The sequence below is a fragment of the Photobacterium sp. BZF1 genome (assembly GCF_014349205.1).
GTDB lineage: Bacteria > Pseudomonadota > Gammaproteobacteria > Enterobacterales > Vibrionaceae > Photobacterium.
In genome coordinates, this window is sequence record NZ_JACSOF010000096.1 from 1 (window position 1) to 24,983 (window position 24,983).

Annotated in this window: 22 protein-coding genes; 16 read left to right on the forward strand and 6 right to left on the reverse strand. The window is 46.5% G+C overall.

Annotation, left to right across the window (positions count from 1 at the left end):
• The 8 genes from BIZ37_RS19720 to BIZ37_RS19755 form a co-directional block, all read left to right on the forward strand.
• The coding region (locus BIZ37_RS19720) for a glycogen/starch/alpha-glucan phosphorylase (RefSeq protein WP_187462942.1) at positions 1-648 on the forward strand (648 nt) is incomplete at its 5' end.
• An 87-nt stretch (positions 649-735) separates the two neighbouring features.
• Entirely contained in the window at positions 736-2,919 is a 2,184-nt protein-coding gene (gene malQ, locus BIZ37_RS19725; RefSeq protein WP_187462943.1) for a 4-alpha-glucanotransferase, read from the forward strand.
• Positions 2,920-2,935: 16 nt separating this feature from the next.
• Positions 2,936-5,119 carry a 1,4-alpha-glucan branching protein GlgB gene (gene glgB / locus BIZ37_RS19730; protein WP_187462944.1) on the forward strand — a complete coding sequence of 728 codons (2,184 nt, stop codon included), beginning with the start codon at positions 2,936-2,938 and terminating at the stop codon, positions 5,117-5,119.
• Between the two features lie 373 nt (positions 5,120-5,492).
• The gene (locus BIZ37_RS19735) at positions 5,493-6,392 is read left to right on the forward strand and encodes a hypothetical protein (protein ID WP_187462945.1); all 900 of its coding nucleotides are present in this window, start codon (positions 5,493-5,495) and stop codon (positions 6,390-6,392) included.
• A gap of 6 nt (positions 6,393-6,398) precedes the next feature.
• Entirely contained in the window at positions 6,399-7,586 is a 1,188-nt protein-coding gene (locus BIZ37_RS19740; RefSeq protein ID WP_187462946.1) for a BamA/TamA family outer membrane protein, read from the forward strand.
• The gene (locus BIZ37_RS19745) at positions 7,537-8,850 is read left to right on the forward strand and encodes a DUF4056 domain-containing protein (protein WP_255526832.1); all 1,314 of its coding nucleotides are present in this window, start codon (positions 7,537-7,539) and stop codon (positions 8,848-8,850) included. The genes BIZ37_RS19740 and BIZ37_RS19745 overlap by 50 nt, the downstream gene beginning before the upstream one ends.
• A complete protein-coding gene (locus BIZ37_RS19750; RefSeq protein WP_187462947.1) occupies positions 8,843-9,796 on the forward strand; it encodes a patatin-like phospholipase family protein in 954 nt (317 codons plus the stop codon). The genes BIZ37_RS19745 and BIZ37_RS19750 overlap by 8 nt, the downstream gene beginning before the upstream one ends.
• Before the next feature lie 168 nt (positions 9,797-9,964).
• Positions 9,965-11,542: a PAS domain-containing methyl-accepting chemotaxis protein gene (locus BIZ37_RS19755; protein WP_187462948.1), complete on the forward strand. Its 1,578-nt coding sequence runs from the start codon at positions 9,965-9,967 to the stop codon at positions 11,540-11,542.
• Between the two features lie 85 nt (positions 11,543-11,627).
• Here BIZ37_RS19755 and BIZ37_RS19760 read toward each other — a convergent pair whose 3' ends face one another.
• Entirely contained in the window at positions 11,628-13,277 is a 1,650-nt protein-coding gene (locus BIZ37_RS19760; RefSeq protein ID WP_187462949.1) for an ABC-ATPase domain-containing protein, read from the reverse strand.
• A 202-nt stretch (positions 13,278-13,479) separates the two neighbouring features.
• Between BIZ37_RS19760 and BIZ37_RS19765 the strand changes: the two genes are divergently transcribed.
• Positions 13,480-13,719: a hypothetical protein gene (locus BIZ37_RS19765; protein ID WP_187462950.1), complete on the forward strand. Its 240-nt coding sequence runs from the start codon at positions 13,480-13,482 to the stop codon at positions 13,717-13,719.
• A gap of 62 nt (positions 13,720-13,781) precedes the next feature.
• Here BIZ37_RS19765 and BIZ37_RS19770 read toward each other — a convergent pair whose 3' ends face one another.
• From BIZ37_RS19770 to BIZ37_RS19780, 3 genes are read right to left on the reverse strand one after another with little or no spacing between them, the layout of a single operon-like run.
• Positions 13,782-15,119, reverse strand: a complete 1,338-nt coding sequence (locus tag BIZ37_RS19770; RefSeq protein ID WP_187462951.1) for an ATP-binding protein — start codon at positions 15,117-15,119, stop codon at positions 13,782-13,784.
• On the reverse strand, positions 15,109-15,768 hold the full coding sequence (locus BIZ37_RS19775; protein ID WP_187462952.1) for a response regulator transcription factor: 660 nt from the start codon (positions 15,766-15,768) through the stop codon (positions 15,109-15,111). The genes BIZ37_RS19770 and BIZ37_RS19775 overlap by 11 nt, the downstream gene beginning before the upstream one ends.
• Positions 15,765-16,112, reverse strand: a complete 348-nt coding sequence (locus BIZ37_RS19780) for a PepSY domain-containing protein (protein WP_187462953.1) — start codon at positions 16,110-16,112, stop codon at positions 15,765-15,767. Before BIZ37_RS19780 ends, BIZ37_RS19775 begins: the two co-directional genes overlap by 4 nt.
• 269 nt (positions 16,113-16,381) lie before the next feature.
• On the opposite strand from BIZ37_RS19780, the gene BIZ37_RS19785 reads away from it, so the two are divergent.
• Positions 16,382-18,268, forward strand: coding sequence for a methyl-accepting chemotaxis protein (locus BIZ37_RS19785; protein WP_187462954.1), 1,887 nt, complete (start codon positions 16,382-16,384; stop codon positions 18,266-18,268).
• Between the two features lie 77 nt (positions 18,269-18,345).
• Here BIZ37_RS19785 and BIZ37_RS19790 read toward each other — a convergent pair whose 3' ends face one another.
• A complete protein-coding gene (locus BIZ37_RS19790; RefSeq protein ID WP_255526834.1) occupies positions 18,346-19,998 on the reverse strand; it encodes an AMP-binding protein in 1,653 nt (550 codons plus the stop codon).
• 639 nt (positions 19,999-20,637) lie between these two features.
• On the opposite strand from BIZ37_RS19790, the gene BIZ37_RS19795 reads away from it, so the two are divergent.
• Both BIZ37_RS19795 and BIZ37_RS19800 read left to right on the forward strand, forming a co-directional pair.
• Positions 20,638-21,108, forward strand: coding sequence for a TetR family transcriptional regulator (locus BIZ37_RS19795; protein ID WP_107296339.1), 471 nt, complete (start codon positions 20,638-20,640; stop codon positions 21,106-21,108).
• Between the two features lie 114 nt (positions 21,109-21,222).
• Positions 21,223-21,414 carry a YtxH domain-containing protein gene (locus BIZ37_RS19800; protein ID WP_187462956.1) on the forward strand — a complete coding sequence of 64 codons (192 nt, stop codon included), beginning with the start codon at positions 21,223-21,225 and terminating at the stop codon, positions 21,412-21,414.
• Between the two features lie 95 nt (positions 21,415-21,509).
• On the opposite strand, the gene BIZ37_RS19805 is transcribed toward BIZ37_RS19800, so the two are convergent.
• Complete coding sequence (locus BIZ37_RS19805) at positions 21,510-22,301, reverse strand: M48 family metallopeptidase (protein ID WP_187462957.1); 792 nt, start codon at positions 22,299-22,301, stop codon at positions 21,510-21,512.
• Positions 22,302-22,394: 93 nt separating this feature from the next.
• Here BIZ37_RS19805 and BIZ37_RS19810 point away from each other — a divergent pair, with 93 nt between their 5' ends.
• The 4 genes from BIZ37_RS19810 (at position 22,395) to BIZ37_RS19825 (ending at position 24,938) form a co-directional block, all read left to right on the forward strand.
• On the forward strand, positions 22,395-22,829 hold the full coding sequence (locus tag BIZ37_RS19810; RefSeq protein ID WP_187462958.1) for a hotdog fold thioesterase: 435 nt from the start codon (positions 22,395-22,397) through the stop codon (positions 22,827-22,829).
• Positions 22,829-23,062 carry a DUF3389 domain-containing protein gene (locus BIZ37_RS19815; protein ID WP_187462959.1) on the forward strand — a complete coding sequence of 78 codons (234 nt, stop codon included), beginning with the start codon at positions 22,829-22,831 and terminating at the stop codon, positions 23,060-23,062. Before BIZ37_RS19810 ends, BIZ37_RS19815 begins: the two co-directional genes overlap by 1 nt.
• 184 nt (positions 23,063-23,246) lie before the next feature.
• Positions 23,247-24,158 carry a phosphotransferase gene (locus BIZ37_RS19820; RefSeq protein ID WP_187462960.1) on the forward strand — a complete coding sequence of 304 codons (912 nt, stop codon included), beginning with the start codon at positions 23,247-23,249 and terminating at the stop codon, positions 24,156-24,158.
• A gap of 147 nt (positions 24,159-24,305) precedes the next feature.
• On the forward strand, positions 24,306-24,938 hold the full coding sequence (locus tag BIZ37_RS19825; protein ID WP_187462961.1) for a RimK/LysX family protein: 633 nt from the start codon (positions 24,306-24,308) through the stop codon (positions 24,936-24,938).
• Positions 24,939-24,983: the final 45 nt, after the last annotated feature.

Consider the following 24,983-nt stretch of genomic DNA (forward strand, 5'->3'; position numbering starts at 1 on the left):
ATCATCTTTGCCATCAACAAAGTGGCAGAGAAAGTGAACAACGACCCACGTCTTGGCGGCAAGCTGAAAGTGGTATTCATTCCTGACTACCGCGTAAGCTTGGCTGAAATCCTGTTCCCAGCGGCTGATGTTTCTGAGCAGATCTCGACTGCCGGTAAAGAAGCTTCAGGTACGGGTAACATGAAGTTCGCCATGAACGGTGCTCTGACTGTCGGTACGATGGATGGTGCAAACGTAGAAATGCGCGAAGAAGTGGGCGACGAAAATATCTTCATCTTCGGCCTATTGGTTGACGAAGTACAGAAACTTAAGCAGGAGGGTTACGACCCTTACCGTTACTACCATGCTGATAGCCTTCTGCGTGCAGCACTGGATTTGTTAGAAACAGATGAATTCACACCAGGCAACCCAGGCCAGTTGGCGGCAATTCGCCACAACCTGCTGGACGGCGGTGACCCTTACCTGGTGCTGGCTGACTTTGCCGATTACGTGAAGACGCAAGAGAAAATCGATGCGGAATACCGTGACCAGAAGACATGGGCCCGTAAGGCCATCCTGAATACGGCACTGATGAGCAAATTCAGCTCAGACCGTAGTATTCGAGACTACGCTAACAACATCTGGAAACTAGAGCCGGTTTCACTATAACTGCTCTAGGCTGCCATAAAAGTACGAATTGATATCAGCAAAACTTTAAACATCGTAGCGGCCGCGAGGCCGCTAACGGAGAGAACGATGAAAGACGATCAAGTATTAAAACAAGTTGCAGACATGGTCGGCATTGCCGATAACTATGTCAGTGCTTGGGGGGATGAAGCGCAAGTTGACAGTGATACAATCCGTCGCCTGTTAGCAGCGCTAGGTTACGACACCAAAAGTGATGATGCATTGCTGGAATCAGCAAATAAGAAGCTACGCCCTGATGTGTTAGCACCTGTGAAGGTGGTTCGCAGTGGTGAGCCGATGCACATTGAAATGCACTTGGGTCAAAGCGCACGTATCAGCGACTTTAGCTGGCGCTTAGAAACTGAGCAGGGAGATGTGCTGGAAGGCTGGCTGCAGTCACAGCTGGTTTCAGACGAGCGTGAAAACGGTGGTACGTTAGTTTTCGCACTGCCGGATGATTTGGCTTGGGGTTACCACAAGCTTGAGGTTTTCCGTAAGCGTCGTAAATCTCCTTTTACAATGACTTTGATCGTGACTCCGACTTCTTGTTACAAGCAGGAAGATTTGCTTAATAACAAGAAGCTTTGGGGTACCAGCGTTCAGCTGTATTCAATTCGTACTAACCACAACTGGGGTATTGGTGATTTCGGCGACCTGAAACAATTGGTTGCTGATGTTGCTGCCCGTGGTGGTGACTTTGTGGGTTTGAACCCAATCCACTCCTTATTCCCAGCTAACCCAGAAGGTGCGAGCCCATACAGCCCATCTTCCCGTCGTTGGCTGAACCTGATGTACATTGATGTGAGTTCTGTAACTGAGTTTGCACAGTGTGATGAAGCACAGCAACTTGTCGGTAGCCCTGAGTTCCAACAGCGCCTAAATGAAGCGCGTAACGCGAACTGGGTGAACTACAGTGAAGTGTCTTGTCTGAAAATGGCTGTTCTACCTCTGTTGTTCAAAACGTTCAACGAGCGCCATCTTGAGAAAAACACAGCACGTGCACAGAAATTCCAGCAATTTGTTGAAGATGGCGGTGAGAGCTTGCTTCACCAAGCAGCATTCGATGCATTGCATGCTGAGCTGAAAAAAGAAGACGAAAACACTTGGGGCTGGCCTGTATTCCCTGAGCAATACCGTCACTTTGATAATGCAGCTGTACAGACATACATCAAGAAGAATTACACGCAAGTACAACTTTATATGTACCTGCAATGGCTAGCTGACACCCAGTTAGCAGAAGTCAATGAGTTGGCTGAAGAGAAGGGCATGACCATCGGTCTGTACCGCGACCTAGCCGTTGGTGTTTGTGACTCAGGCTCAGAGACTTGGGCTGACCACGGTGCACTTTGCCAGGACGTGAGCGTGGGTGCGCCGCCAGATATTCTTGGTCCACTAGGACAGAACTGGGGTCTTCCGCCGCTGAACCCAGACGTACTTAAAGAGCGTTCATACGAGCCATACATTCAACTGCTTCGCGCTAATATGCGCAGTTGTGGTGCACTACGTATCGACCACGTACTTGGCCTACTACGCCTGTGGTGGATTCCAAAAGGTGAGTCAGCGAAAAACGGTGCTTACATGTACTACCCAGTTGAAGACATGATGTCGATTCTGGCGCTAGAGAGCCACCGTTACCAGTGTACGGTTATCGGTGAAGACTTGGGTACAGTACCTGATGAAATCGTTGATAAGTTGGCTACAGCCGGTATCCACTCATACAAGGTGTTCTTCTTCGAAACAGCAGAAGACGGCGGTTTCTACTCACCGAAACACTATGCTGACCAATCGATGTCTGCACTTTGTACGCATGACATGCCAACACTTCGTGGTTTCTGGCATTGTGATGACCTTAAGATGGGTGAAGAGCTCGGTTTGTATCCAGACCAGGAACAATTGGCAGGTTTGTTCGATAGTCGTGCCGAAAGCAAACAAAAAATCCTTGATAGTTTAGCTTGGCATGGTTATCTTCCTGAAGGGGTTGGGCATGATGCTGCATATGTGCCGATGGATCAGCAATTAAGCGAAGCCATGCAACTCCACCTAGCTGCCGGCTCTAGTGCTTTGTTGAGCCTACAGTTGGAAGACTGGCTAGAAATGGACAAGCCGGTCAACATCCCGGGTACCGTTGACGAATACCCGAACTGGCGTCGTAAGTTATCGACCACATTGGATGATATCTTCAATCGCCAGAATATTGTTGACTTGACTCGTCGTTTAACCGAAACACGAGCAGAAGCATCAAACAATAAGTAATATCAGGAGTAATGCGTTGGACACATCTAAAGTGACCCGCAGTGATAAGGAATACATGCAGCTCGAGAGAGCTGCATTTTCAGACCCATTTTCATTTTTAGGCCCTCAATATCAGTCGACTGACATTGCACTTCGTGTGTATATGCCAGGTGCTGATTCTATTGAAGCAATAACTGAAAACGGTGAACGTTTTACCCTCGCACGCGAAGCTGATAGCGGTTTTGTGCTTGAGGGTGATTTCGATTTGACCACTGCACTATATCAACTTGTCGTTAACTGGCCGCAAGGCGAACAAACGATTTGCGACCCTTACCAATTCCACAATCTGATTCAATCAGGTGAAGCGTTGGCAGACCCATCACTGATGCACAGTGAAATGGGTGCCCAACTAGTCACTCTTAATCGTGGTAACTCTTCAATTTCCGGTGTACGTTTTCTTGCCTTTGCACCGAATGCTTCAGCGGTAAGTGTCGTTGGCCATTTCAATGCATGGGACGGTCGTCGCCACCCAATGCAACGTCTTGATGATGGCCTTTGGGGTCTGTTCATTCCTGAACTTGAGGAAGGCACCCTATATAAATTTGAGCTGAAAGACAGTGCAGGTGAGGGGTTACCTCACAAAGCAGACCCATGGGGCTATTCGTCGGAGCAATATCCGTCTTTTGCCTCGAAGGTTTTCGACCAAGCAAAATATGATTGGCAAGATAGTGCATGGCAAAACCGTCCGGTGACAGCCAAGCACCAACAAGCCTTGTCATTCTATGAGCTACACGCGGGCTCATGGCGCAAAAACGCTCAAGGTGAGTTCCTGAACTACCGTGAGCTTGCTGATGAGCTAATCCCATACTTGAGTGATATGGGTTACACCCATGTAGAGCTGATGCCGGTTTCCGAGCACCCGTTCTATGGATCTTGGGGCTATCAGCCAATTGGCCTGTTTGCTCCAACAAGTCGTTTCGGCTCTCCGGATGACTTCAAGTACTTTGTAGACCAATGTCACCAGGCTAATATCGGTGTCGTACTGGACTGGGTTCCGGCCCACTTCCCGTCAGACGATCACGGCTTGGCGAATTTCGACGGCACTGCACTGTTTAATGATCCAGACCCTCGCAGGGGCTGGCATCAGGATTGGCAGAGCTACATCTACGATTACGGTCGTGACCATGTCCGCCGTTTCTTGGTGTCGAATGCACTGTTCTGGTTTGAACATTACCACATTGATGGCTTGCGAGTTGATGCGGTAGCGTCAATGCTCTACCTGGATTACTCCCGTGAGCATGATCAGTGGATTCCTAACCACGAAGGTGGCAACGTAAACTTTGATGCAGTGAGCCTGCTGCGTTGGGTGAATGAAGAAGTTTACCGTCATTACCCGAATGCAATGACTATTGCTGAAGAGTCGACAGCTTTCCCTGGTGTGACCAAGCCAACTGACATGGGCGGTTTGGGTTTTGGCTTTAAATGGAACATGGGCTGGATGCACGATAGCCTTTCTTACATCCAGGAAGAGCCAATCCACCGTAGCTACCATCACAATACCATTACTTTCCCAATGGTGTATGCATTTAGCGAGAACTACGTACTCTCTTTGTCTCATGACGAAGTGGTTTACGGTAAAGGTTCACTGCTGGACAAAATGCCGGGTGATGAATGGCAGAAAACGGCAAACCTGCGTGCATACATGGGTTACATGTATGGCCAACCTGGTAAGAAGCTTAACTTCATGGGGGCAGAAATTGCCCAGAGTGCAGAGTGGAACCACGATGGTCAGCTAGAGTGGCACTGGCTTGAGTACCCACGCCACAGCGGTATGAAAGCCCTGGTTAAAGATTTGAATGCCCTGTATACCTCAGAGCCTGCAATGTATGAGCAAGATTGCGACCCTGCTGGCTTTGAATGGCGTGTTCAAGACGATGCCGACAACAGTATCCTTGCCCATGAGCGTATTGCGCTCAATGGTGACAAGGTCTTGATCGTATCTAACTTTACCCCGGTACCACGCCAAGGTTATACCCTAGGTGTGCCGGTTGAAGGTGTGTACGAGTTACTGCTGAATACCGACGATAATAAGTACTGGGGCAGTGGTGCTGATGTGAAAGCGCTAATTGAGACTACGCCTGTCGAGTCACATGGCCTTGAGCAGTCAATCAGCCTTGACCTTCCACCGCTCTCTACGGTCTTTATGCGCTTCAAGCGCTAAACACCACTAGATTCGTTACTAAATGTAAACCCATCACTGATTAAGTGGTGGGTTTTTTCTTTTTTATCTCGTCTTTTTTTGAGTGCTGGCGTCTTATTTGATGTGAGTTATCACTTTAAAGCGGTTTTTTTCTAGAAAGCTTAATGTGTGCTTAATCCCTTAGCTAAAGCTCAGAACTGTCCCTCGTAAAAGCTTAAAATCACTCACTGGTCAAACCTCAAATCGATCTATATTATTCATCGCCTGAATCATTCTGGATGGGTGATGTTGCCCTTTCAATAAAAGGTTGGGGCGATAAATGGCTGTTGTTGAAAGTATTTCCTTTCGATAACAAAGCAGGAGGCAGAAACAACAATCTTACAGAGATAAAATTTTGAAACAAAATGCTTTACTGCTACTTGCAGCGCTTTTCTCTCCGCTTACCTTTGCGCAACAATCCTTTTTTCCTATCTGGGGAGATGAAGCTGAAAAGTTGGGCTATACACTACCTAAACCGTATGGCTTTTCGATCTCGTACATGGACATGAGCAATCCAATTACGGTCAACAGTATCGCTTTGACCGGACATCCAGTTCTGGACGCTATTGATGTTGATGCAAAACAAGCAGACTTCACCGGTTCAAACATCACTTTACGAGGCGATGTGTGGGTTTTTCCGTTTCTTAACCTCTACGGAATTATTGGTTATACCCAAGGCCAAAGCAAAGCAAGGATTGACTCAGTAAGTTGCGACCGCAATGCTGTGAATGGTATCGGGAATAAATTGTTATGTACGGCTATTGATGAGCTTGGCGGTAATCTACCTGAAAACACCATGTTCACGCTGGATATGGACGGCGGTACTTATGGCGTTGGTACAACCATCGCTGGTGGGGTCGGCAATTGGTTCGCTCTTCTGGATATGAACTACACCTACACCAGTATTTCCGCTATCGATGGCAATATCAAAACCTTTGTTGCGGCACCTCGTATCGGCCATCGGTGGGAATATGATGGCGGGCGTGAGCTTCGTGTTTTTGTAGGGGCCATGTACCAGGATGTTCAACAGTACCTATCTGGTGACCTAAAGAGTTTGGGCTTGCCGTCTGAACTGGCTGCGGCGATTGATAACATAGCGCCGGATGCAGGGTTTGAGGTAAGCCAAAGTGCGGATGAGAAGTGGAATGGCCTGGTGGGTTTCCAATATGCCTTCAACCGTGATTGGGATGTTTTGATGGAGGCAGGTTTTGGCCAACGTGAAACTCTGTTCTTCTCTTTGGGTCGGCGATTCTAATTAAATATGAAAAAAATACTTCCTTTAGTATGTTTAGTCTTGCCGAGTATCAGTTTTGCCCAGCAGGCCGAGCAAGAGCATGTCCAGCACAAGCCTGATTTAACCGCGTATCAGCGATACCAGCAATGGCTGGATGGCATGTTGCTCGAGTTGGGTGCAGACGGTGGCTTCAACCCTGAAAAGGGGATCGATTGGAGCGTCATGCCGGGGCCGTTTTATACACCGGAGAAAAAGTTTGGTATTGGTGTCTCGGCAGTCGGTTTGTACATGCCAGATATTAACGATACGGTTTCGCAGCCAAGTTCCATCACAATCAATGGTTTTGGCTCGATAAATGGTGCCTATGGCGTGGCAATACGGAACGCAAACTATCTAAACAGAGATAAGTACCGGTTGTTTGTCGATGCTGAGTTAATGGATTCTCCGGACATCTTTTATGGTGTGGGCGTTGATGCCGGCATGAATAATGAGCGTGTTGATTATGATCGCCGTACTTATTCTGGCTCGGTAACGGGGATGGTACGGGTGTTGCCTTACACCTATCTCGGTATGGGGTTTGAGCTTTCCCGAAACGAAGCATCAAATATTGAGCAAGAGCAGTCAGACACTCCCCGGGTCGGAGATGACATTGCTAACTTTCCTGAGACGCAACGCAATGTCGGTGGGATGCTCAGCCTTACGTATGACTCTCGTGATTTTGCCCTCAATGCGTCACAAGGGCGCTTGATCCAGCTTGAATACCACAACTTCAATACAGCTATAGGCTCGGATAATGACTTTGAACGGTTAAGCCTTAACTATAGCGATTACCACTCACTGTCGGTTGTTCCGGGGGTCCTTGCATGGCAGGCGAGGGTGGAGTCTAACTTTGGGGATGTAAGTTGGGATCAGATGGCACAACTTGGCGGTGCCGAAGCACTTCGTGGTTATGAACAAGGGCATTACCGCGACAATAACTTATTGATAGCCCAAGTTGAGTATCGCCAACCGCTATCAGGCCGGCATGGCATGGTCTATTGGCTGGGGGCTGGTACATTGGCCCCTGAGTTTGCCCAGTTGGGTGATGAAAAGTGGTTACATTCTGTCGGGGTCGGATATCGCTTTGAGATCAAGCAGCGCGTTAACCTGCGTCTGGATATGGGCTTTGGTAACGATCAAAGCGGCTTTTACTTTGCAATCAATGAAGCGTTTTAACGATATGACCTTGAATGTATTACGCCCGTTATATGCCGCTGCTGTGTTGGTTTTAATGGCCGGTTGCTCGTCCAACACCTGGCAAACCCATGCGATGCCGAACAATTCGGATGTGGCAGATATGCTGGCGGGTGGTCAACCGGCAGGATTTTCCTGGCAGTTGGATGAAGCCAGTTACCCACAGTTTACGGTTCCGCAAAATGTCCGCCCTTGCTGCGCCTTCGGTGATATGCAAACGGTGAAACTAGGCCCTGTACCGGTGCCATTTTTTCGCTTGAACAATGTCGTTGGGCTCGATGACATCGGTCCGCATAAGTTTGCCAGTGGTATTTATCATTACACGTCATCATCCTCATCGGCGTTGGATCATGGTGGTAGTGAAAACAACGGTATTCTATATACTGAAAAAGGCGGATTTATCGACCTTGCCCACGTACGCGATACTGCAGATGACACTATTGGTTTGTTCTTTGAGATACTGGCAAACATCGGTAAAGCGCATCGAATTGAATTGCCTGCAGAGCTTGGCCCTCGCTACATTGAGATGAAGGCATTTGACGTAACGTCGATGACGGACGAGCACAAGTGGTCGGTGGCTGCACAATTGGCTGCTCGTTTGGCCTATTTCAAGGCCGAGTCGCATGAGATTGCTCAATGGCATGGTTACACCAGTTTTTCAGCTTGGCCAGAGACAATTTCAGCCTATTCGCTTGAGGATCTCTACTCAAACATGCTGGGGGCAAAGATCGCACTCAGCTTGATCCAGCAGCGCAAAGTGTTGAGCGAAAAAGAATACAACCAAAATGTCACTCTATGGTTGAATGCGAGTCTGCAGCAGTTGGGGATTGTGGATAAATCACAAACGAAAGAGGTACTAGCTGCTGTTGATGGTAAATGGTGGACTTCTAAAGAGTCCATCCCAAACAAATACATGGTCATGAAGCGTCATTATGATTTGGGCGATCAACAAACTCCCCATCTGCTGACGCGAGAGTTATTAGATGATCAATTTGAGCACTTGCAACCACTGGCAACAGCTTCTGCTACCGTTATTGCATTGCCTGCACGTGCTGAGTCACTAGTACTGGACAGTATAGCTAGCTTGGTGCTGGAAATTACCCCTCGCTATGCAGGTACATTCAGCCATATTCCTGAGCAGGTTTGGTCGGATGGAATTGTTCACACTGAATTTCCAATAATTGCTCGATATGCCGAACAGCAAGACAACAAAGAGCTTGAAGCTAAGGGAGTAGGTAATGATTAGCGCTGTAGTTTTGGCTAGGTTCCGTCATTTTATTGCTTTGTCGTTGTTATTCACTTTATCCGGCTGTTCAACAACCAACGAATATAACGACCTGACTGCGGTTGATATAAAGTTGGTGGCAAACGAAGAAGCTGCGCAAACTGCTCAATTGAGTGCGGACAATATTGATAAACCCAAGCTCGCGATTGCGTTTGGTGGAGGTGCATCTCGCGGCATGATGCACCTTGGTGTGATGAGGGCATTGGAAGAAGAGGGGATAAAGGCTGATATCGTGACAGGTACATCAGTCGGTTCCATTGCTGCAGCTCTGTATAGCAGTAATGAATACCTTGATGTTCAACGCAAGATGTTTGAATTTGCCGAGCATGAAGTCGTTGATATCAATTTGTCACGTAAAGGGCTGATAAAGGGCAAAGCATTGGCGAAGTGGGTGAATAAGCACACAGGCTATGATGATATCAGTGACCTGCCTATTACAACGGGTATTGTTGCCACTAACTTGACTCAGCAAAAGGCGGTAATGTTTACGGCTGGTGATATTGGCGAGGCCGTACAGACGTCATCTAGCGTGCCGGGTGTGTTTGTTCCTATCTATCACAATGAAGATATTCTTGTTGATGGCGGGGTGTTGTCGTTGGTCCCAGTTTATGCTGCACGCCAGCTCGGGGCTGATATTGTGATAGGGGTAGATGTATTCTGTAGCTTGCCACCGCCATTGAAATACACTGCCGTTGATACCATGGCAAATACCTTCTGGATACAGAGCTGTATTGCGACCAAACAAGAAGTTGATAGCGCGGATATTGCACTTGCTCCAGTGTCACCTGATCCGAGTCTGGTTAATTTTGGTGGTCCGTTGGAGCGAACCGCAGCCATGGAGGTTGGCTATCAAGCGATGAGAGAGGCACTGCCTGAGCTCAAGGCTATGTTAGGCAGGTCATTTTAAAAATCAGGGGAACGATTAGCTTTCCTTTTGTTTCTTTAATGTCAGATAGTTATTTAATATAAATCAACCCACACACTTGGAATGAATGTCACAATACGGCGTTGTGAAAAGCGATAATCTGCTCGCTTTGGAATCATTTAACCGGAATAAAAATAATAAGTGACAATAATGACAGCGGAAAATACACATTTTGAGAATACTTCACGCCAAGGAAGGGAAGTCGAGTATTCAGCCTCTTTGAATTTAATCTCAACGACCGATCCTAGTAGCACGATTACTTATGCTAACTCTACTTTTTGTGATGTAGCTGGCTACAATAGCGAAGAGCTTATTGATAACCCCCACAACCTTGTTAGGCATCCCGATATGCCTAAGGCGGCTTTTGCGCAACTTTGGCAGTATGTCAAAGCAGGTAAAAGTTGGATGGGGTTGGTAAAGAACAAATGTAAAGATGGTAATTTCTATTGGGTTTCAGCTTTTGTAACCCCGATAGTCAATAGCAAAGGTCAGGTTGTTGAATACCAATCTGTACGAAGCCGCCCGAGCAAAGATGAAGTGAAACGCGCAGAAGTGGCTTACAAAGCACTGAATGAGGGAAAGCAAGGTAAAAGTCGTTTTCGCCTTAAGTATGGGACTATGTTGACTGTCCTTTTGGCATTCGCGGCTGCAGCAGCCATGTACCATGCTGTAGTTTTTGCTTCCGGGGTTGCAATGGCTATTTTAGTTGCAACAATTTCGGGTTTGATCCTTAATCTAATGGCCCAGAAGCGGTTGCAACAGATAACTCAACTAGCCCATCAAGCATATGATAATGCACTGATGGAAAAGATTTATACTGGCAAATACGACGATTACTCCGGAGTGGAGCTTGCGCTAAGAATGCGGCAAGCAGAGCTACGCGCTATTGTTAGCCGAGCCAGTGAAACATCGTCTGATATCCTTCTTTCTGCCGAAGATGAATTTGCCAACACTCAACAAGTTAAAACCAACTTGCAACAGCAGGCGCTGGCAACGGAACAAGTTGGGGTAGCCATTGATCAGATGGCCTCGACGGTCAAAGAGGTTGCTGAGAGTGCAACTAATGCCTCGGATATGACCGTAAAAGCGCAGCAGGTCGCCAATAACGGCCAGATGAGAGTCGAGGAAACCATTTCATCGGTCAATGCGCTTCACAAAGAGCTGGATGACTCTAAACGTGTAATCAATGCGTTATCAGAAAGTAGCCGTCAGATTGAGGGGATCTTAGATGTTATTGGAACTATCGCTGATCAAACTAATTTACTGGCGCTAAATGCGGCGATCGAGGCAGCTCGAGCAGGTGAGGCGGGTCGAGGCTTTGCTGTCGTGGCTGATGAGGTCAGATCGCTGGCACAGAAGACGCAATCCTCAACAGGCGAGATCCACCAGATGATATCTCAGCTTCAGGATATCGCCGGTCAAGCTGTCGCGGCAGTTGAAAGAGGAGGCGAGCAGTCCGAGCATTGTCGCCAGCAGGCTTTAGCTATGGGTGAACAGCTAGAAGAGATCAATCGAGTATTGGATCTAGTCACAGATAGCAGTCATCAAATTGCAGCTGCCGTTGAACAACAAGCGGGAGTGAGTGTCGACATCGCTGAGCATATCCAAAAGATAAACGTGTTAGGCAGTGAGACAGAAAAATCGAGTGATACTTCGGTCGAGAGTACCCGAATGCTGGTCGAGCGTTTGGAAGGCCTTCAAAGATTGATGAGTCAATTCCAACGATAGCAAATATTTTTCGCCTTTGTTTATACAAAAAGCCCACAACGTTTGAATGTTGTGGGCTTTTCTTTGGTAGTCGTTAGCTCGATACTTACTTAAATTCTGCTTTGCGCATACGGTTCAACACGGCCATTACCTCGATAACACGAGGCTTGGCGATATCACCGTAGTTTGGCATAGTTCGGAACCACTCATCGCTTGCTAGCATTTGGCTAAATGCTTTGCTTGGCGCCTTCTCCCAGCCTTTACCTTGGGCGATTTGGAACCATAACCAACCGATAGCGTGTAGTTGGCTGGAATCTGCTACCTGCTCCAAGGCTTGTAGGTCAATAAATTCACGACCAAAGCGCATAGAGGTTTTGTCTTTCACCTGAATTCGGAACTTACCGTCTTCAAGCTGAGCTTTTAGACCTGCACGGTTAAGCTTACGGGTGCGAGGGCGAGTGATTTCGGTGCTACCTTCTAGCTGACGGCGGGTAGGGTGTGAAGCAACAACCTCTTTGGCTTTCTCTGTGACATCCAGTGCTTGGTAGTTGTGCATTTGAATCACAGTGTCAGCAACATCTAGGTAGTCACCAGATCCGCCCATAACCAGCAGTACAGACACATCAAGTTGATCACGCAATAGCGAAATGCGGTCTACCAGCGGGGTAATTGGCTCATCATTTTTCGCGATCAGTGCCTGCATACGCTCGTCACGGATCATGAAGTTCGATGCCGAGGTATCTTCATCGATCAGCAATGCATTCGCGCCAGACTCGATCGACTCTTGTAGCCATGATGCCTGCGAGGTTGAACCCGAAGCATTCTGGGTAGAGAACATGCTGGTGTCTTTACCCATAGGCAGGTTGCTGATGTACGGCGTTAAATCAACGTTGTGTACACAACGGCCATCTTCGGCGCGGATTTTAGACGCTGATTCATCGGTCACGATGTACTCACGACCATCACCAGGAATGTGGTCGTATACAGAGTTTTCAATCGCGTTCAGCAACGTCGACTTACCGTGGAAGCCACCACCGACAATCATAGTGATGCCTTTAGGTACACCCATACCACGGATCTTGCCACGGTGTGGTGCTTCAAGTTCTACAGCCAAGCTTTCCGGGCTAACAAACGGAATAGCATCAGCCAGAGGCTGATCGCTATTACCTGCGAGGCGTGGCAACACACTGTCGTCGGCAACAAACGCCATCAAGCCTTTGTCAGCCAGTTGTTTACGTAGCGCAACCTGATCTTCAACCGTTTCACAATGGCGCTTCAGCTCGTCCATCGGCAGCTCACGTGCAATCGTGGCGCGACGGATGATTTTAGGCATAGTGAACGTCAGCAAGTTTGCTGTTTTCTTCGCAATGATGGTACGGCCATCGGAAGGCAGGTTGACACGGAAGCGAAGCTCAAGGGCGTCATCATCAAATACAACGGCGGTACGATCCAGAACAGCTTGCCCAGGACGGTCAATTTGGATCTCGTTAATCTGCTGTGCCAGTTCAGCAAACTGACGGGCAATAAAGTCACGAGCTGCACGTTGGTAATCAGGAGACTGTTCTTTTAACCACTCAAGATCGGTCAGGGACCATTTACGGCGGGCGCGTACTCGGGAAGCTGGTGCAAACGGATCTGATTGAGTGATATCAATGAAGAAATCGAAGTCAACGAAGTGGTATTCACCGCGTAAGCTGGAGTAGCTACGATAGTTATGACGGTCAATTTTATGTAGTTTTGCTTCGAGTAATTGCATGTCGCCTCGATACCTTCGTAAGAAATTCAGGGGGCAGGATTCTACACTAAACGTCTTGAATAAGCATATAAACTTTGCCGTTAAAGGCTTTTTTCTTCAATCCAGCACCGCAACAAAGTGCGACCCTCTACTATGGTCTAATTGAGCTATTGCCAATGATGGCATTAAATCAGAGTGTAGATGATGAAAAAGGGAGTACACCATGCTGCAGGTATCAATGACAGTTGCTGAATACCTATTCATTTTGGCAGGTTTAGTTATGGTAGGTAACGGAATCATTCTATATGGCCGCCGAACTAGCGACTGGACCGGGGTATTGAAGATGTTTTACAACCGTATTGGCATGTCAGCCGCGGAATTCAAATGGTATCGGTTAGGTGTCGCGGCATTGGTGTTGGGAGTGATTATTAGGATCGTTAACCTAACGTTTTGGCCTTCATAGAGATGGATCTGGTGAGGGCCCACCAGATCTTTCATCAATAATATAGGCCGTAGATATACGAGCTACTTCCTTGGCTTAGGTAGTGTAACGGCGGCTTTCAACCCGCCAAGCTGGCTTCTACTCAGGGTGAGTATCCCCCGGTAGCTGTGGGCTAGCTCATTGACAATATTTAGCCCTAAACCTGTTCCTGGGGTAGTTTCATCAAGCCTTACACCACGTTTTAGGGCATTTTGATAAGCCCCGTCATCAATACCGGGACCATCATCTTCAATGACCACCATCACTGTGTCAGCGCTTTGTTCAAGCTGGTGGACCCTAATGAGGCTTTTCGCCCATTTGTAGCTATTCTCGATCAAGTTACCGATGATCTCATCAAGGTCGCGCTTTTCGATAGCCACAAGCAAATCACTGTCTAATTCGTTGACAAGCACGACTCCTCGGCTTGCGTACACTTTATCCATTGCCATTGAGATAGCATCAACACGAGGGGAAGGTGCCGTCTTAGCCGATAAGATGTTAGTTGCTCCCGCCATCCTTGCACGTCCGAGGTGGTAGTCTATGTGTTGTTGCAACTGCTGAAGTGAAGGCTGTAAGCGAGACTGCTCTTGTTCGTTTAAGTGGGCGACTTCATTGTTCAGTACCGCTATTGGTGTTTTTAACGCATGAGATAAGTTACCCGCGTGATTTCTGGCCCGCTCTAGTATCTCTTGATAATGGAAAAGAAGGGCATTCAAATCGTCCACGACAGGGCGGATTTCGGCAGGATATGTTCCACTTAACTCTGAAGTTTCCCCCTCTCGCACTTGCTTAAGGTTTTTCTGCAACCGGCGAAGTGGCCATAGCGACCAACTGACCTGGAGCCAAATCAAACAAAGAATGCCGCCAGCCATGATTAGCAGAATTAGCCAAAGCCCACTGGTTAGCTGCGTTAAGGTTTTAAGCAATCGCTCTTGGCTTATCGCAACAGTCAGAGTGACAGGGTCATCAAGATCGGGAAGCAGGATATCGCGTGTTAAAACAATCAATGATTGCTTGTCTGGACCCACAAAGCCAGATTCTTTATCCCCTGTAATACGGGTATCCCACAGCGAACGGGAACGAAGTTCAGTATCTGCAACATTCAAACTCCAGTAAAGTCCACTATAAGGCTGTTGGAAGCGAGGATTAGACAGAGGCTTAGGGGGGATAACATTACCGTCACTGTCAGTATCAATTTGTGCTGTTAATTCGTCTAGGTAGATATAAAGCTGGTGCTTCTCCTGATCAACCAAGTAGGTTTTGATGAATGAAGGCATCAGGTAACCGGCAGCAAGGGTGATACCCAATAGCCAAACAGCCGCAGCAATAAGCAAGCGGCTGCGTAGGCTAGGGAGAGGTGTTTGTGGCGCTCTAATCTGCATTGATACGGTATCCAAGCCCTCTAACTGTTTTAATGACATCACCACCAATTTTACGACGAATACGGCCTATGAATACTTCGATAGTATTGGAGTCACGGTCAAAGTCTTGCTTGTAGATATGCTCGACTAATTCAGTGCGAGAGATAACTTTATCGGCATTGTGCATCATGTAGGAGAGCACTTTAAATTCCAGTGCGGTGAGATCAATACTTTCACCATTATGCATCACCTTCGAGGTGCGGGTATCTAGGCTTAAGCCACCAACCTGAATCACTGGTGAAGCATTACCTGTTGAGCGGCGAACTTGTGCTCGCAGACGTGCGACAAGCTCAATCATTTGGAAAGGCTTGGTTAGATAGTCATCAGCACCGGCGTTGAGCCCTTCGACGCGTTGTGTAAGTTCATTTCGAGCACTGAGGATAATCACTGGACATGTGACATTCTCATCACGAATGCCTTTGAGCACAGTAAGACCATCCAGTTTCGGGAGGCCCAAATCGAGGACAATGCCATCCCAAGGTTCAGAAGTCGCCCGGTATAGGGCATCAATGCCATCAGAGGAAAGCTCGGCGACCCAGCCACTTTGTTCTAAACCTTCAATAATTTGTTCGCCCAAGGCTTGTTCATCTTCAACGACGAGTATTTTCATTGTTCTACCTTGATAATATTTTCAAGACCCCGGCCTTTAATCTCAAGAATGGTCAACGTCTGAGCATCATATTCCACTTTGACAATATTATTGTTGGGGTCAATAAGCTTTAATTCATAGATCCAAATGTCATCATCTTCTTCCAGTTCGACGCGGATAATACGACCATGGAGTTGTTCGCTGACTTTGGCTTTTAAAGATGAGAAAGGCTGTACTAGCCCTTGCTGAACGGCTCGCATAACGTCGTCGTGATCTTCTTCAATTTCCAACTCAACGTTTGCAAGCGCTGAAGAAACAACGAAGAGAAGAGACAAAAGGATTATATATTTGCTTTTTCTATTCATACATTGAATTGTAACTGATTGTACGTGAACCGAAAATGAATATAGCGGATTGATTTTATATTGTATGTGCGAAGGCCAACAAAATATTAGGAACGCCTTGAGTTTTACAAGGTATTGGTCGTTATAGGTAAAATGGCCGATTAGGAATGTCTATGCATATTAGCGTAATGTTAAATGAATAAACTCAGATTTTTTAGTGGTAGATCATGAATTTAATTCGTGCCACACACTATAATCGCACCAATTTTGTTTCGAGATAAAGGGAAGTCATGCAATTATCGTTAAAAACAAAACTTTTACTGTCGAGTTTTGTCGCTATTTCTATCACCGCTATTGCCTTGGGCGGTTTTTCCTACCAGACAATGAAAAATCAAGCGTGGCAGTCGATTGAAAGCGAAAGTCGCAATACATCAGTAGCAGTAACCAAAGGTATTGGTGACTGGCTGGAAAACAAACAAGCGGCAGTTAAAGCTGTGGTAGCAACGATGGTTACCAATAACACGCCGGATATCGTTGAGCATTTAAAACAAATGCATATTTCTGGTGATTTCAGCCTGAGCTTTTACGGCAACCAGCAAGGTGATATGCATCGCCAAGATCCATCATTGAACCGAGCGGGCTATGACCCTCGTGAAAGGGGGTGGTACAAAGAAGCCTCAACAGCGCGATCTCCAGTGATTACGGCGCCATATATGAGCCACACAATGCAAACCTTGGTTGTGACTCTTGCTGAGCCGGTAATGTCAGCTGGACAATTGCAAGGTGTAGTAGGTGCTGATTTAGCGCTGGGCGATTTAATGCGTGATGTATTGAATATCCCGGTGCTTGGGGATGGCTACGCTATGTTGCTGGACATGGGCAACCAAGTTGTTGTCGCTCACCCGAATGCCGATATGCAGCTGAAACCTATTTCTGAGCTGGGACTTAATGTTCAGTCGCTCCGTAATGAAATGCATGGTAATGGCTTTTTCTTTAGTGACTTTGATGGCCGCGATCGCGCAGTAGCGATTCATGATGTCCCAAATTCAGGCTGGGCATTGGTCATGGTGATGGATAAGTCAGTGCTTGAAGCGCCAATCCGTGACATGCTGATTGATGAACTGCTAATTGGCTTGGTGATTCTTGTTGTCGTTTGTGGGCTGATAAGCTTGCTATTGACAAAGCAGCTAAGCGAATTGAAGAAAGTCTCCGAAGCCTTGGCCGATATTGCGCATGGTGAAGGTGATCTAACAGCTCGTATCCTGGTAAACAGCCAGGACGAAGTTGGGCAGTTAGCAGATAATTTCAATCAATTTGTTTCCCATCAGCATGTGATGGCAACTAAATTACGAGACATTGCCATTGAACTGAACCGCAATGCAATGGACTCAGCTGCAGCCTCTACCCAGCGTAGTCACAATATCCGACAGCAGCAGGATGAAATTACCATGGTCGCAACTGCTGTGACCGAAATGGCAAGTGCTACTCAGGAAATTGCGGGTAACGCGGAAAACACGGCTAAGACTGCAGAGCAGGCTGTCTCTTTGGCAGGTAGCGGTCACCGTCAAGTAGGGCAAAGCCAGCAGTCGATTGGCAATCTAGCCAGTGAAGTCACTAATGCCGCCTCCATTATTGAAGATCTTAATGAGCATGCGCTTAAGATCAGTACCATTCTATCGACCATTCGTGATATTGCAGAGCAGACTAATCTACTGGCATTGAATGCGGCTATTGAGGCAGCACGAGCAGGAGAGCAAGGACGTGGTTTTGCAGTTGTCGCTGATGAAGTACGTGTTCTTTCACAGCGTACCCATACCTCAACAGAAGAAATTCAAACCATGATTGAAACTCTTCAGTCGACCACTCATAACGCAGTGTCGGTGATGAATGATAGTCATCAATTAGCTGATACCAGCGTTCAGGATGTCGATGCGGCGGGTGAAAGCATCAACAGCATTGCGAGTGAGATAAATGTGATAAGTGATATGGCGACGCAGATTGCTTCTGCTGCCGAAGAGCAATCGAGTGTGACGGCTGAAATTAGTCGTAATACGGAAGGGGTGCAGGAAGTGGCAAACCAGATGGCTCAAGAAGCTATGGAAGCCGCTCGCCAAGCTGAAACTTTGAAAGAGTTAGCAGGACAACTAGAGAAAGAAGTACAACGTTACAAGCTCTAAATCATCTTGTATTTCATCTTTTAAAAATCAAAGCCCCCGCAATTGCGGGGGCTAGTTTTATCTAAGGGTAATGGAAATTACTCTTCCCATTGTACAAGCTGATCTTTCGGCCAGTTTGCACCTACATCATGGTATTTTTTCTCAAGCAGGTGACGCTTGATCTTGAGTGTTGGCGTTAGAATACCGTTTTCAATACTCCACGGATCTTTAATCATCAGCACGCCCCTGATCTTAGCGTGAGACTCAAGTTCCATGTTAAGCGTGTCAATAACCCTCTGAGCGGTACGCGCATAACGTTCACGGTCAAAGTTAGGGAAGTCATGAGGAACAGCGAGCAGGATTGGGGCTGGCATACCTGAACCCACAACACACATCATTTCGATATTGGCAAGTTCGAAAATGCGTTTCTCAATGGGAACCGGTGATACAAACTTACCTTTAGCCGTTTTGAAGGTATCATTTTTACGGCCTTGGATAGTTAGGTAGCCATCCTCATCCATAAAGCCGATATCCCCTGTGTGAAGCCAACCTTCCTCATCGAACATCTCTTTGGTCGCTTCTTCGTTTTTGTAGTAGCCGGAGAACAGGCCCATACCACGAACCAGAATTTCTTCATCGGCAGAAATCTTGATTTCAACACCCGGACCGGCATTACCTACAGAACCGATCTTATCGCTGCGGAATGGGTGGTTGAGGGTGCTGTAAGCAAAACTCTCCGTCATCCCCCAGGCTTCAGTAATGTTGAGTCCAATGTTTTCATACCAACGAAGCAGGGCAGGTGATACTGGCGCTGAGCCACAACCCAATACACGAGCCTTGTTTAAGCCAAGGCCGTCTGCAAGCTTGCGCTTGATAACACCTGAAATGAATGGGATTTTAAGCAATAGGTTAAGTTTCGCCTGCGGAAGTTTTTCCAAAATACGTTGTTGGAATAGGGTCCATAAACGCGGTACCGAAATAAACAAGGTAGGCCGATGCATTTTGACGTCATCGATAAAGGTATCAAGTGACTCTGGGAAAGCAACCTGAATACCTGACATAACTGAAGAGCCAAAGATGTAGACTCGTTCGGTAATGTGCGCCAAAGGCAAGTATGAGAACAGACGCTCGCCTTCTTGCATACCAATGTGGTCAACGAGTCGTTGGGCAGCCCAAGCAAATGATCCATAGCTCAGCATGGCGCCTTTCGGTAACCCTGAAGTACCAGAGGTATACACAATAGACATCAAGTCATCTTGTTGATGGTTTGGACGTTCTTCCGATGGTTCATGTTGAGAAAGCAGCGTATTGAAATCGTGGTCACACTTTGGTGCAGAAGGATAGTTGAAAGCAATAGAAAGGATCTCAGGATGCTTTTCCATTACTGAGAGTGCAGCTTTGCCATCATCCAATTTACCCACCAATACCGCTTTTGATTCGCTGTGGGTTAGGCAGTGCTCGATGGTTTCAGCACCAGCTGTAGGGAAAATAGGTACGCTGATATAGCTACCTAACATCAAAGCAAGATCGGTAATAAACCATTCAGCACAGTTTTTCGACATTAAGGCGATGCGGTCACCGGGCTGGAAGCCTTGCGCACGGAGGGCGCTGACAAGTCTGAGTGCTTTGTCAGCTACCTCTGCATATGTAAAGTCTACGAATTGACGATTGATGATCTGGCGAAGATACACATCATCTGCGCGTTCTTCTGCCCATTTGAGAATCATTTCTGTTGGCAGTGGTTGAGTCATCAGTGTATCCCTTAAGCGATCCGATTGCAGAGGTAGAGTCATACTTCGATCCTTCCGTGTTATGTTTTTGTTAAAATAATGCTATTTTCACTGTTTGGTCAAGCAGTTATTTGCCTTAAAGTTGTTACGAAATTTCATGGAACAGACACAATATGGTGAAAAATAATTAGTTTTCAAAGATTAAAATAGAACAAAATTCAAACAGGTGTACAATTTTTTTACTCTCAATACCCTGTTCATAAATTCCTGTTTCTATTACAATAGCGCCAATTTTTTGCAGTGAACTTAGGTGTTTGGTGTGTTAATGGAGTGTTAAGTTGGCTGGGAATTCCAATTTTTAACACTAAACAAATGAAAAGTTCTGTTATGTGCTTTGTGTTCAGTCGTTCATAAAGTTTTCAGGACAGAGCCTAATGACGGGTGCATTAATTTTTCATTTCATGACATTTTAATACTTGAAACTGCGGGTAGAACGGTAATATTATCGATTAACGGAATGATATCCCGTATTGTATAACTTGCTACAAGTCAAGGTGATACCAATGGGGATTCAATACATTTGCTTAGATGGTTACTAAGCCCGTACAGGAACTCGGCGGGTTTATGAGTGATCACTTAGAATCATAGAGTCAACGCATTATGCCGAAGCGTAGTAAAGAAGATACTGAAATTACCATCCAAACGATTATGGATGCGGTGGTGGATCAAATTTTGACGTTAGGATACGACAAAATGTCTTATACCACCTTAAGCAAGCAAACTGGGATTTCTCGTACAGGTATCAGCCACCACTTCCCTAAAAAACAAGATTTTGCGACCGCACTCGATGGCCGTATTTTCCGGTTGTTCGTCGAAAAACTCGATTTGGATAACGGCTTAGCAGGTTTTTCTAAGAGCTGGATTGCCGCGTTGGATGATAATAGTGATGAGAAGTTCAAAGCGACACTACGCCTGTTGTTCCACCATATCGCATCATCAGAATCGACCAGTGAATTTGCCAAGCGAGGCATCGATAGGCTCTATGGCCTTTGCCTTGAACGCTTTGGTGATGAAAGCCAAAAAGAGCTGGAGTGGTTGCTGGGTAAATCTCTCATTAGCCTAGTTCGCTAATTCAGAGTTAAAAAAGCAGCTTCTTCGGGAGCTGTTTTTTGTTTTAGGCCATATAATTTTTATAAAGAGGCAGGGCATGCCTCATTCATTCGGTTTGCGAAGAGAATAATTGAAATGCTGAAATATATCGTATTGGCCCTTGTTGGCTTGGGGATTTACATTGGCGTGACTTATAAAGATCAAATTGAAGATCTTACTGATTCACGTTCATTTGAAGACGTACAGGATGTGTTCGAAGATGTATCTGACAAAGCGTCTGATACGGCGAATGAGTTGAGTGATAAATTTGAAGAATTGAAGAACTAACTTACCTGTATGAGATGAGACAACTCCTTTTTATCAAAAGACCAGCACTTGTGTGCTGGTCTTTTTTGTTTGGCACGTACTTTATGAACTCATCATTATATTTCGCACTGAGGCTTCGGCGTATTGTAGCTTGGCAGTTTGGCTATCTCCGCCCGGAGATCGTCAATACGGGTAGAGTGGGAGGGGTGGGTCGATAATAGCTCTGGGGGCTGGTTGCCACCTGCAGCTCTGGCCATATTCTTCCACAGGTTGATACTCTCATAAGGGTCAAAACCTGCTTCAGCCATTAGCCTCAAGCCAATAATGTCTGACTCAGACTCTTGTGCACGGCCATAAGGCATGAGAACACCATACTGAACGCCAAGGCCTAAACCAGCCATGGCAGCATCATGGTATTCAGCTCCGCCCATTGCTGCGCTGGAAATTTGCAGGCCCATATTCGCCAGCTGGGAACGAGACAGCCGTTCGTTACTGTGTTGGGCTAAGACATGGCCAATTTCATGACCGATCACAGTTGCCAGCTGATCTTGATTGGTGGCAACGTTTAAAAGACCGGTATAGACGCCAATTTTACCACCTGGCAGGGCGAAGGCGTTCACTTGTTCGCTGTCAAAGACAACAACTTCCCATTGACCTGTGGATTGTTGGCCTCCCAGCCGGGTTGTTAATGCGTCAGTGACACATTGTACATACTTGTTGGTTTTATTATCTGTGTGGATTTTTTCTTGTTCTTTAAGGGCATTAAAAGATTGCGCCCCTAATTGAGACATATCTTGTTCAGAGAACAGTAATACCTGCTGCCTGCCAGTTGGGGAGCTGCTGCAAGCCGTGAGTGCTAATATGGAAGCGATCGCGCTTGCCATAACAAGAGGTTGAAAGCGATTCATCAAAGACTCCTTTCATATAATGTATAAACCGCAATAGCGGAATTATACAGTTGCTGTATCATTCTCTCCAAATGAGTTTGTACGGATAACGTGATGAGTATTTGGAAAAAATCCTTCACTCTTGAAAGTTTAAATGAGACTTCGGTAAATACGCTAGTTGAATACTTAGGTATAGAGTATTCGGCTTACGACGATAATAGCTTGTCTGCCGTAATGCCTGTTGAATCAAGAACTCACCAGCCATTGGGAATGCTTCACGGTGGCGCATCGGTTGTGCTGGCTGAAACGCTAGGTTCGCTAGCTGCCAATATGTGTGTCGACGAGGGCAAATATTGTGTTGGCCTTGATATTAATGCTAACCATTTGCGTGCAATGCGCAGTGGCCATGTTGTCGGTACTGCAACCCCTGTGCATTTGGGTGCGACGACTCAGGTGTGGCAGATTGATATTAAGGACCCACGTGGTCGCATGGTTTGTACCAGTCGCTTGACCATAGCCGTGATGAAGCACAAGAAGGCGGTGGAATAATGACATTGGTTTTTTCGGCGGGACGCATTGTTGCCAACCAGCATGAGATTGTCGTCAGGCTCGATGGTGCATCGCGAGTTTCGTTGCAGGCGGCAGCTGATGACATCACGCTGCTAGGCAAGGGGGCCAATGTGATCACCGCGATGGGCTCTGGGGTGAATTGGTCCCTCCGCCTTGACTCTGAGCAGCAAATGGAAGAATTAGCTGAACTATTAGGGATAGCTATTCAATAGTAAAAGCCCGAGCCATATATGTTGCTCGGGGTTTTGCGAGCTTGGACTCATAATTGCGTTCAAGAGCCGCATAATGGCTTCTAAAGGGGTATGGTGTATTCGTTAAGGTTAATAATTCAGTTAATAAAATCATAACCTTAACGTGTGAGAAATAAGAAGTCATTGAGTGTAAAAGGAAGTCAGATTGAATAGGTTGCAGCTAAAAAGGATTGCTGAATATAGTTTTAAGACAATGTTTCGACATGCCCCTCAGGTCAATCAAATTCAAGAAACATTTTATGGTTGGGTAGTATTTCTAGCATCAGACAGTGCTAAGGTCGTGGTGAAATTCTCCCGAGAGATAGGGCGGCTTGCAAAAGAGATCAAAGGCCTTGAACGCCTTGAGCAGGCCCTACCGTGCCCCGTACCGAAAGTGTTGTACTTTGGCAGGGAAGAAGGCTACGAGTTTATTATGCTGGAGTGGCTTGAGGGGGTATCGGCACACCAGTTGCCTAATGAACCGAAGGCTATTGACCGTTTTTCTGATTGCTTTCTTGAAATATTGCTGACGCTGCATGAAATTAATGCTGCTGAAGGATTCGAACTTGAAAGTGGCCAATTCGAATCGAACCTGACAGAGGCTTTCTCCCATTGGATGGGGACAGTTTACCGATATGTAGTTAGTGAAGTGTCTCCGTTTACGCCCACCCAAAAGCAAGCCTATGAATCATTATGGGCAATGAAGCGTGACATATTATCAACGGCCTCTTCGGAGTCGTCCTTGATCCATGATGATTGTCACCTTGGGAATATACTGGTTGACCCCAAGTCCTTTGAAGTAACCGCCGTACTCGATCCTTGTGATGTTGGCTTTAAGCATAGGGAAATGGATATATTTCATTTGTTCGATGTGAGGCCAGATTTACAGCTTGCAGAGCGTTATCAGCAGGAAGTGGCATTACAACCGGGGTTTGAAATAAGACGCTGGTATTTCAGTATATGGGATGACGCAAAACATAGCCGAAACATGGGGTGGTATGATGAAGCTTGGATCCAAAATAAGCTGATACAGTTTGAACACATGGCAAAGGCTGATTTTGGCTCCGTATTTCATTAACACTGTGATTTAATCTTGCAATCCGGCAAATCATTTTGGATGTTGCCAATGATTGAGCATACTATGTTATATATAACCTAGTTGGTAAAACGAAACTAATAAGTGTTTGGTCGTATTGCGTATCTTGATGTTGTAGGGATGAATTTGATGAAAAAGTCGGCTGTATATATTGCGCTATTATTGCTTGCGGGTTGTGCTCAGCAGTCAGGACAGAAAACAGAACCAATGCCAGAGCCAGAAATCGGTGGTGGCAATATTGAGCAACCTGTGACACCGCCTGTCGTTGAACCTGAAACACCGGTTGTCGTCCCAGTGCCTATCCCAGAACCTGAGCCTTTGCCAGAGCCTGAAGTGAAGCCTGAGCCAAAGCCTGAGCCTGTAGTAACTAAAACTGATGACGGTAAGTTAATTCTCGGTAGTGAAGAATGGTTGTGGATATCACAGGCGCAACAGCATATTCGTGCCAAAGTTGATGATGGCAAATCACTTTCATCCATCGGTGTGTCTAATGTTCAAGCCTTTGAGCGCGATGGTAAAGATTGGGTCAAATTCAATGCGGGAGGCCAAGAGGTTGAATTACCTGTTGAGCGCTGGCTTAAGTCAAAACAGAGCGATTCACGTCAAGCGGTTGTTAAGCTTAGGGCGAAGTTGGGTGAACTGAATGAGTTGACGGAATTTGCCCTGACAGCAGGCAAAGGGATCGTACTCGGTGTGAACTTTATTAGGGATGTCGCAATTGTCGATAGTAACCGTAAGTTTGTTCAGCCTAAGGCAAAATGACCATTGGCTAAAAAGTCATAGAAAAACGGCTGAGTTAACTCAGCC

Bases quoted from the DNA above. Each gene is read 5' to 3' on its own strand.
- malQ (WP_187462943.1), top strand. From the start codon at position 736: ATGAAAGACGATCAAGTATTAAAACAAGTTGCAGACATGGTCGGCATT.
- BIZ37_RS19740 (WP_187462946.1), top strand. From the start codon at position 6,399: ATGAAAAAAATACTTCCTTTAGTATGTTTAGTCTTGCCGAGTATCAGT.
- BIZ37_RS19750 (WP_187462947.1), top strand. From the start codon at position 8,843: ATGATTAGCGCTGTAGTTTTGGCTAGGTTCCGTCATTTTATTGCTTTG.
- BIZ37_RS19755 (WP_187462948.1), top strand. From the start codon at position 9,965: ATGACAGCGGAAAATACACATTTTGAGAATACTTCACGCCAAGGAAGG.
- BIZ37_RS19760 (WP_187462949.1), bottom strand. From the start codon at position 13,277: ATGCAATTACTCGAAGCAAAACTACATAAAATTGACCGTCATAACTAT.
- BIZ37_RS19765 (WP_187462950.1), top strand. From the start codon at position 13,480: ATGCTGCAGGTATCAATGACAGTTGCTGAATACCTATTCATTTTGGCA.
- BIZ37_RS19770 (WP_187462951.1), bottom strand. From the start codon at position 15,119: ATGCAGATTAGAGCGCCACAAACACCTCTCCCTAGCCTACGCAGCCGC.
- BIZ37_RS19775 (WP_187462952.1), bottom strand. From the start codon at position 15,768: ATGAAAATACTCGTCGTTGAAGATGAACAAGCCTTGGGCGAACAAATT.
- BIZ37_RS19780 (WP_187462953.1), bottom strand. From the start codon at position 16,112: ATGAATAGAAAAAGCAAATATATAATCCTTTTGTCTCTTCTCTTCGTT.
- BIZ37_RS19785 (WP_187462954.1), top strand. From the start codon at position 16,382: ATGCAATTATCGTTAAAAACAAAACTTTTACTGTCGAGTTTTGTCGCT.
- BIZ37_RS19790 (WP_255526834.1), bottom strand. From the start codon at position 19,998: ATGACTCAACCACTGCCAACAGAAATGATTCTCAAATGGGCAGAAGAA.
- BIZ37_RS19795 (WP_107296339.1), top strand. From the start codon at position 20,638: ATGCCGAAGCGTAGTAAAGAAGATACTGAAATTACCATCCAAACGATT.
- BIZ37_RS19800 (WP_187462956.1), top strand. From the start codon at position 21,223: ATGCTGAAATATATCGTATTGGCCCTTGTTGGCTTGGGGATTTACATT.
- BIZ37_RS19805 (WP_187462957.1), bottom strand. From the start codon at position 22,301: ATGAATCGCTTTCAACCTCTTGTTATGGCAAGCGCGATCGCTTCCATA.
- BIZ37_RS19810 (WP_187462958.1), top strand. From the start codon at position 22,395: ATGAGTATTTGGAAAAAATCCTTCACTCTTGAAAGTTTAAATGAGACT.
- BIZ37_RS19815 (WP_187462959.1), top strand. From the start codon at position 22,829: ATGACATTGGTTTTTTCGGCGGGACGCATTGTTGCCAACCAGCATGAG.
- BIZ37_RS19825 (WP_187462961.1), top strand. From the start codon at position 24,306: ATGAAAAAGTCGGCTGTATATATTGCGCTATTATTGCTTGCGGGTTGT.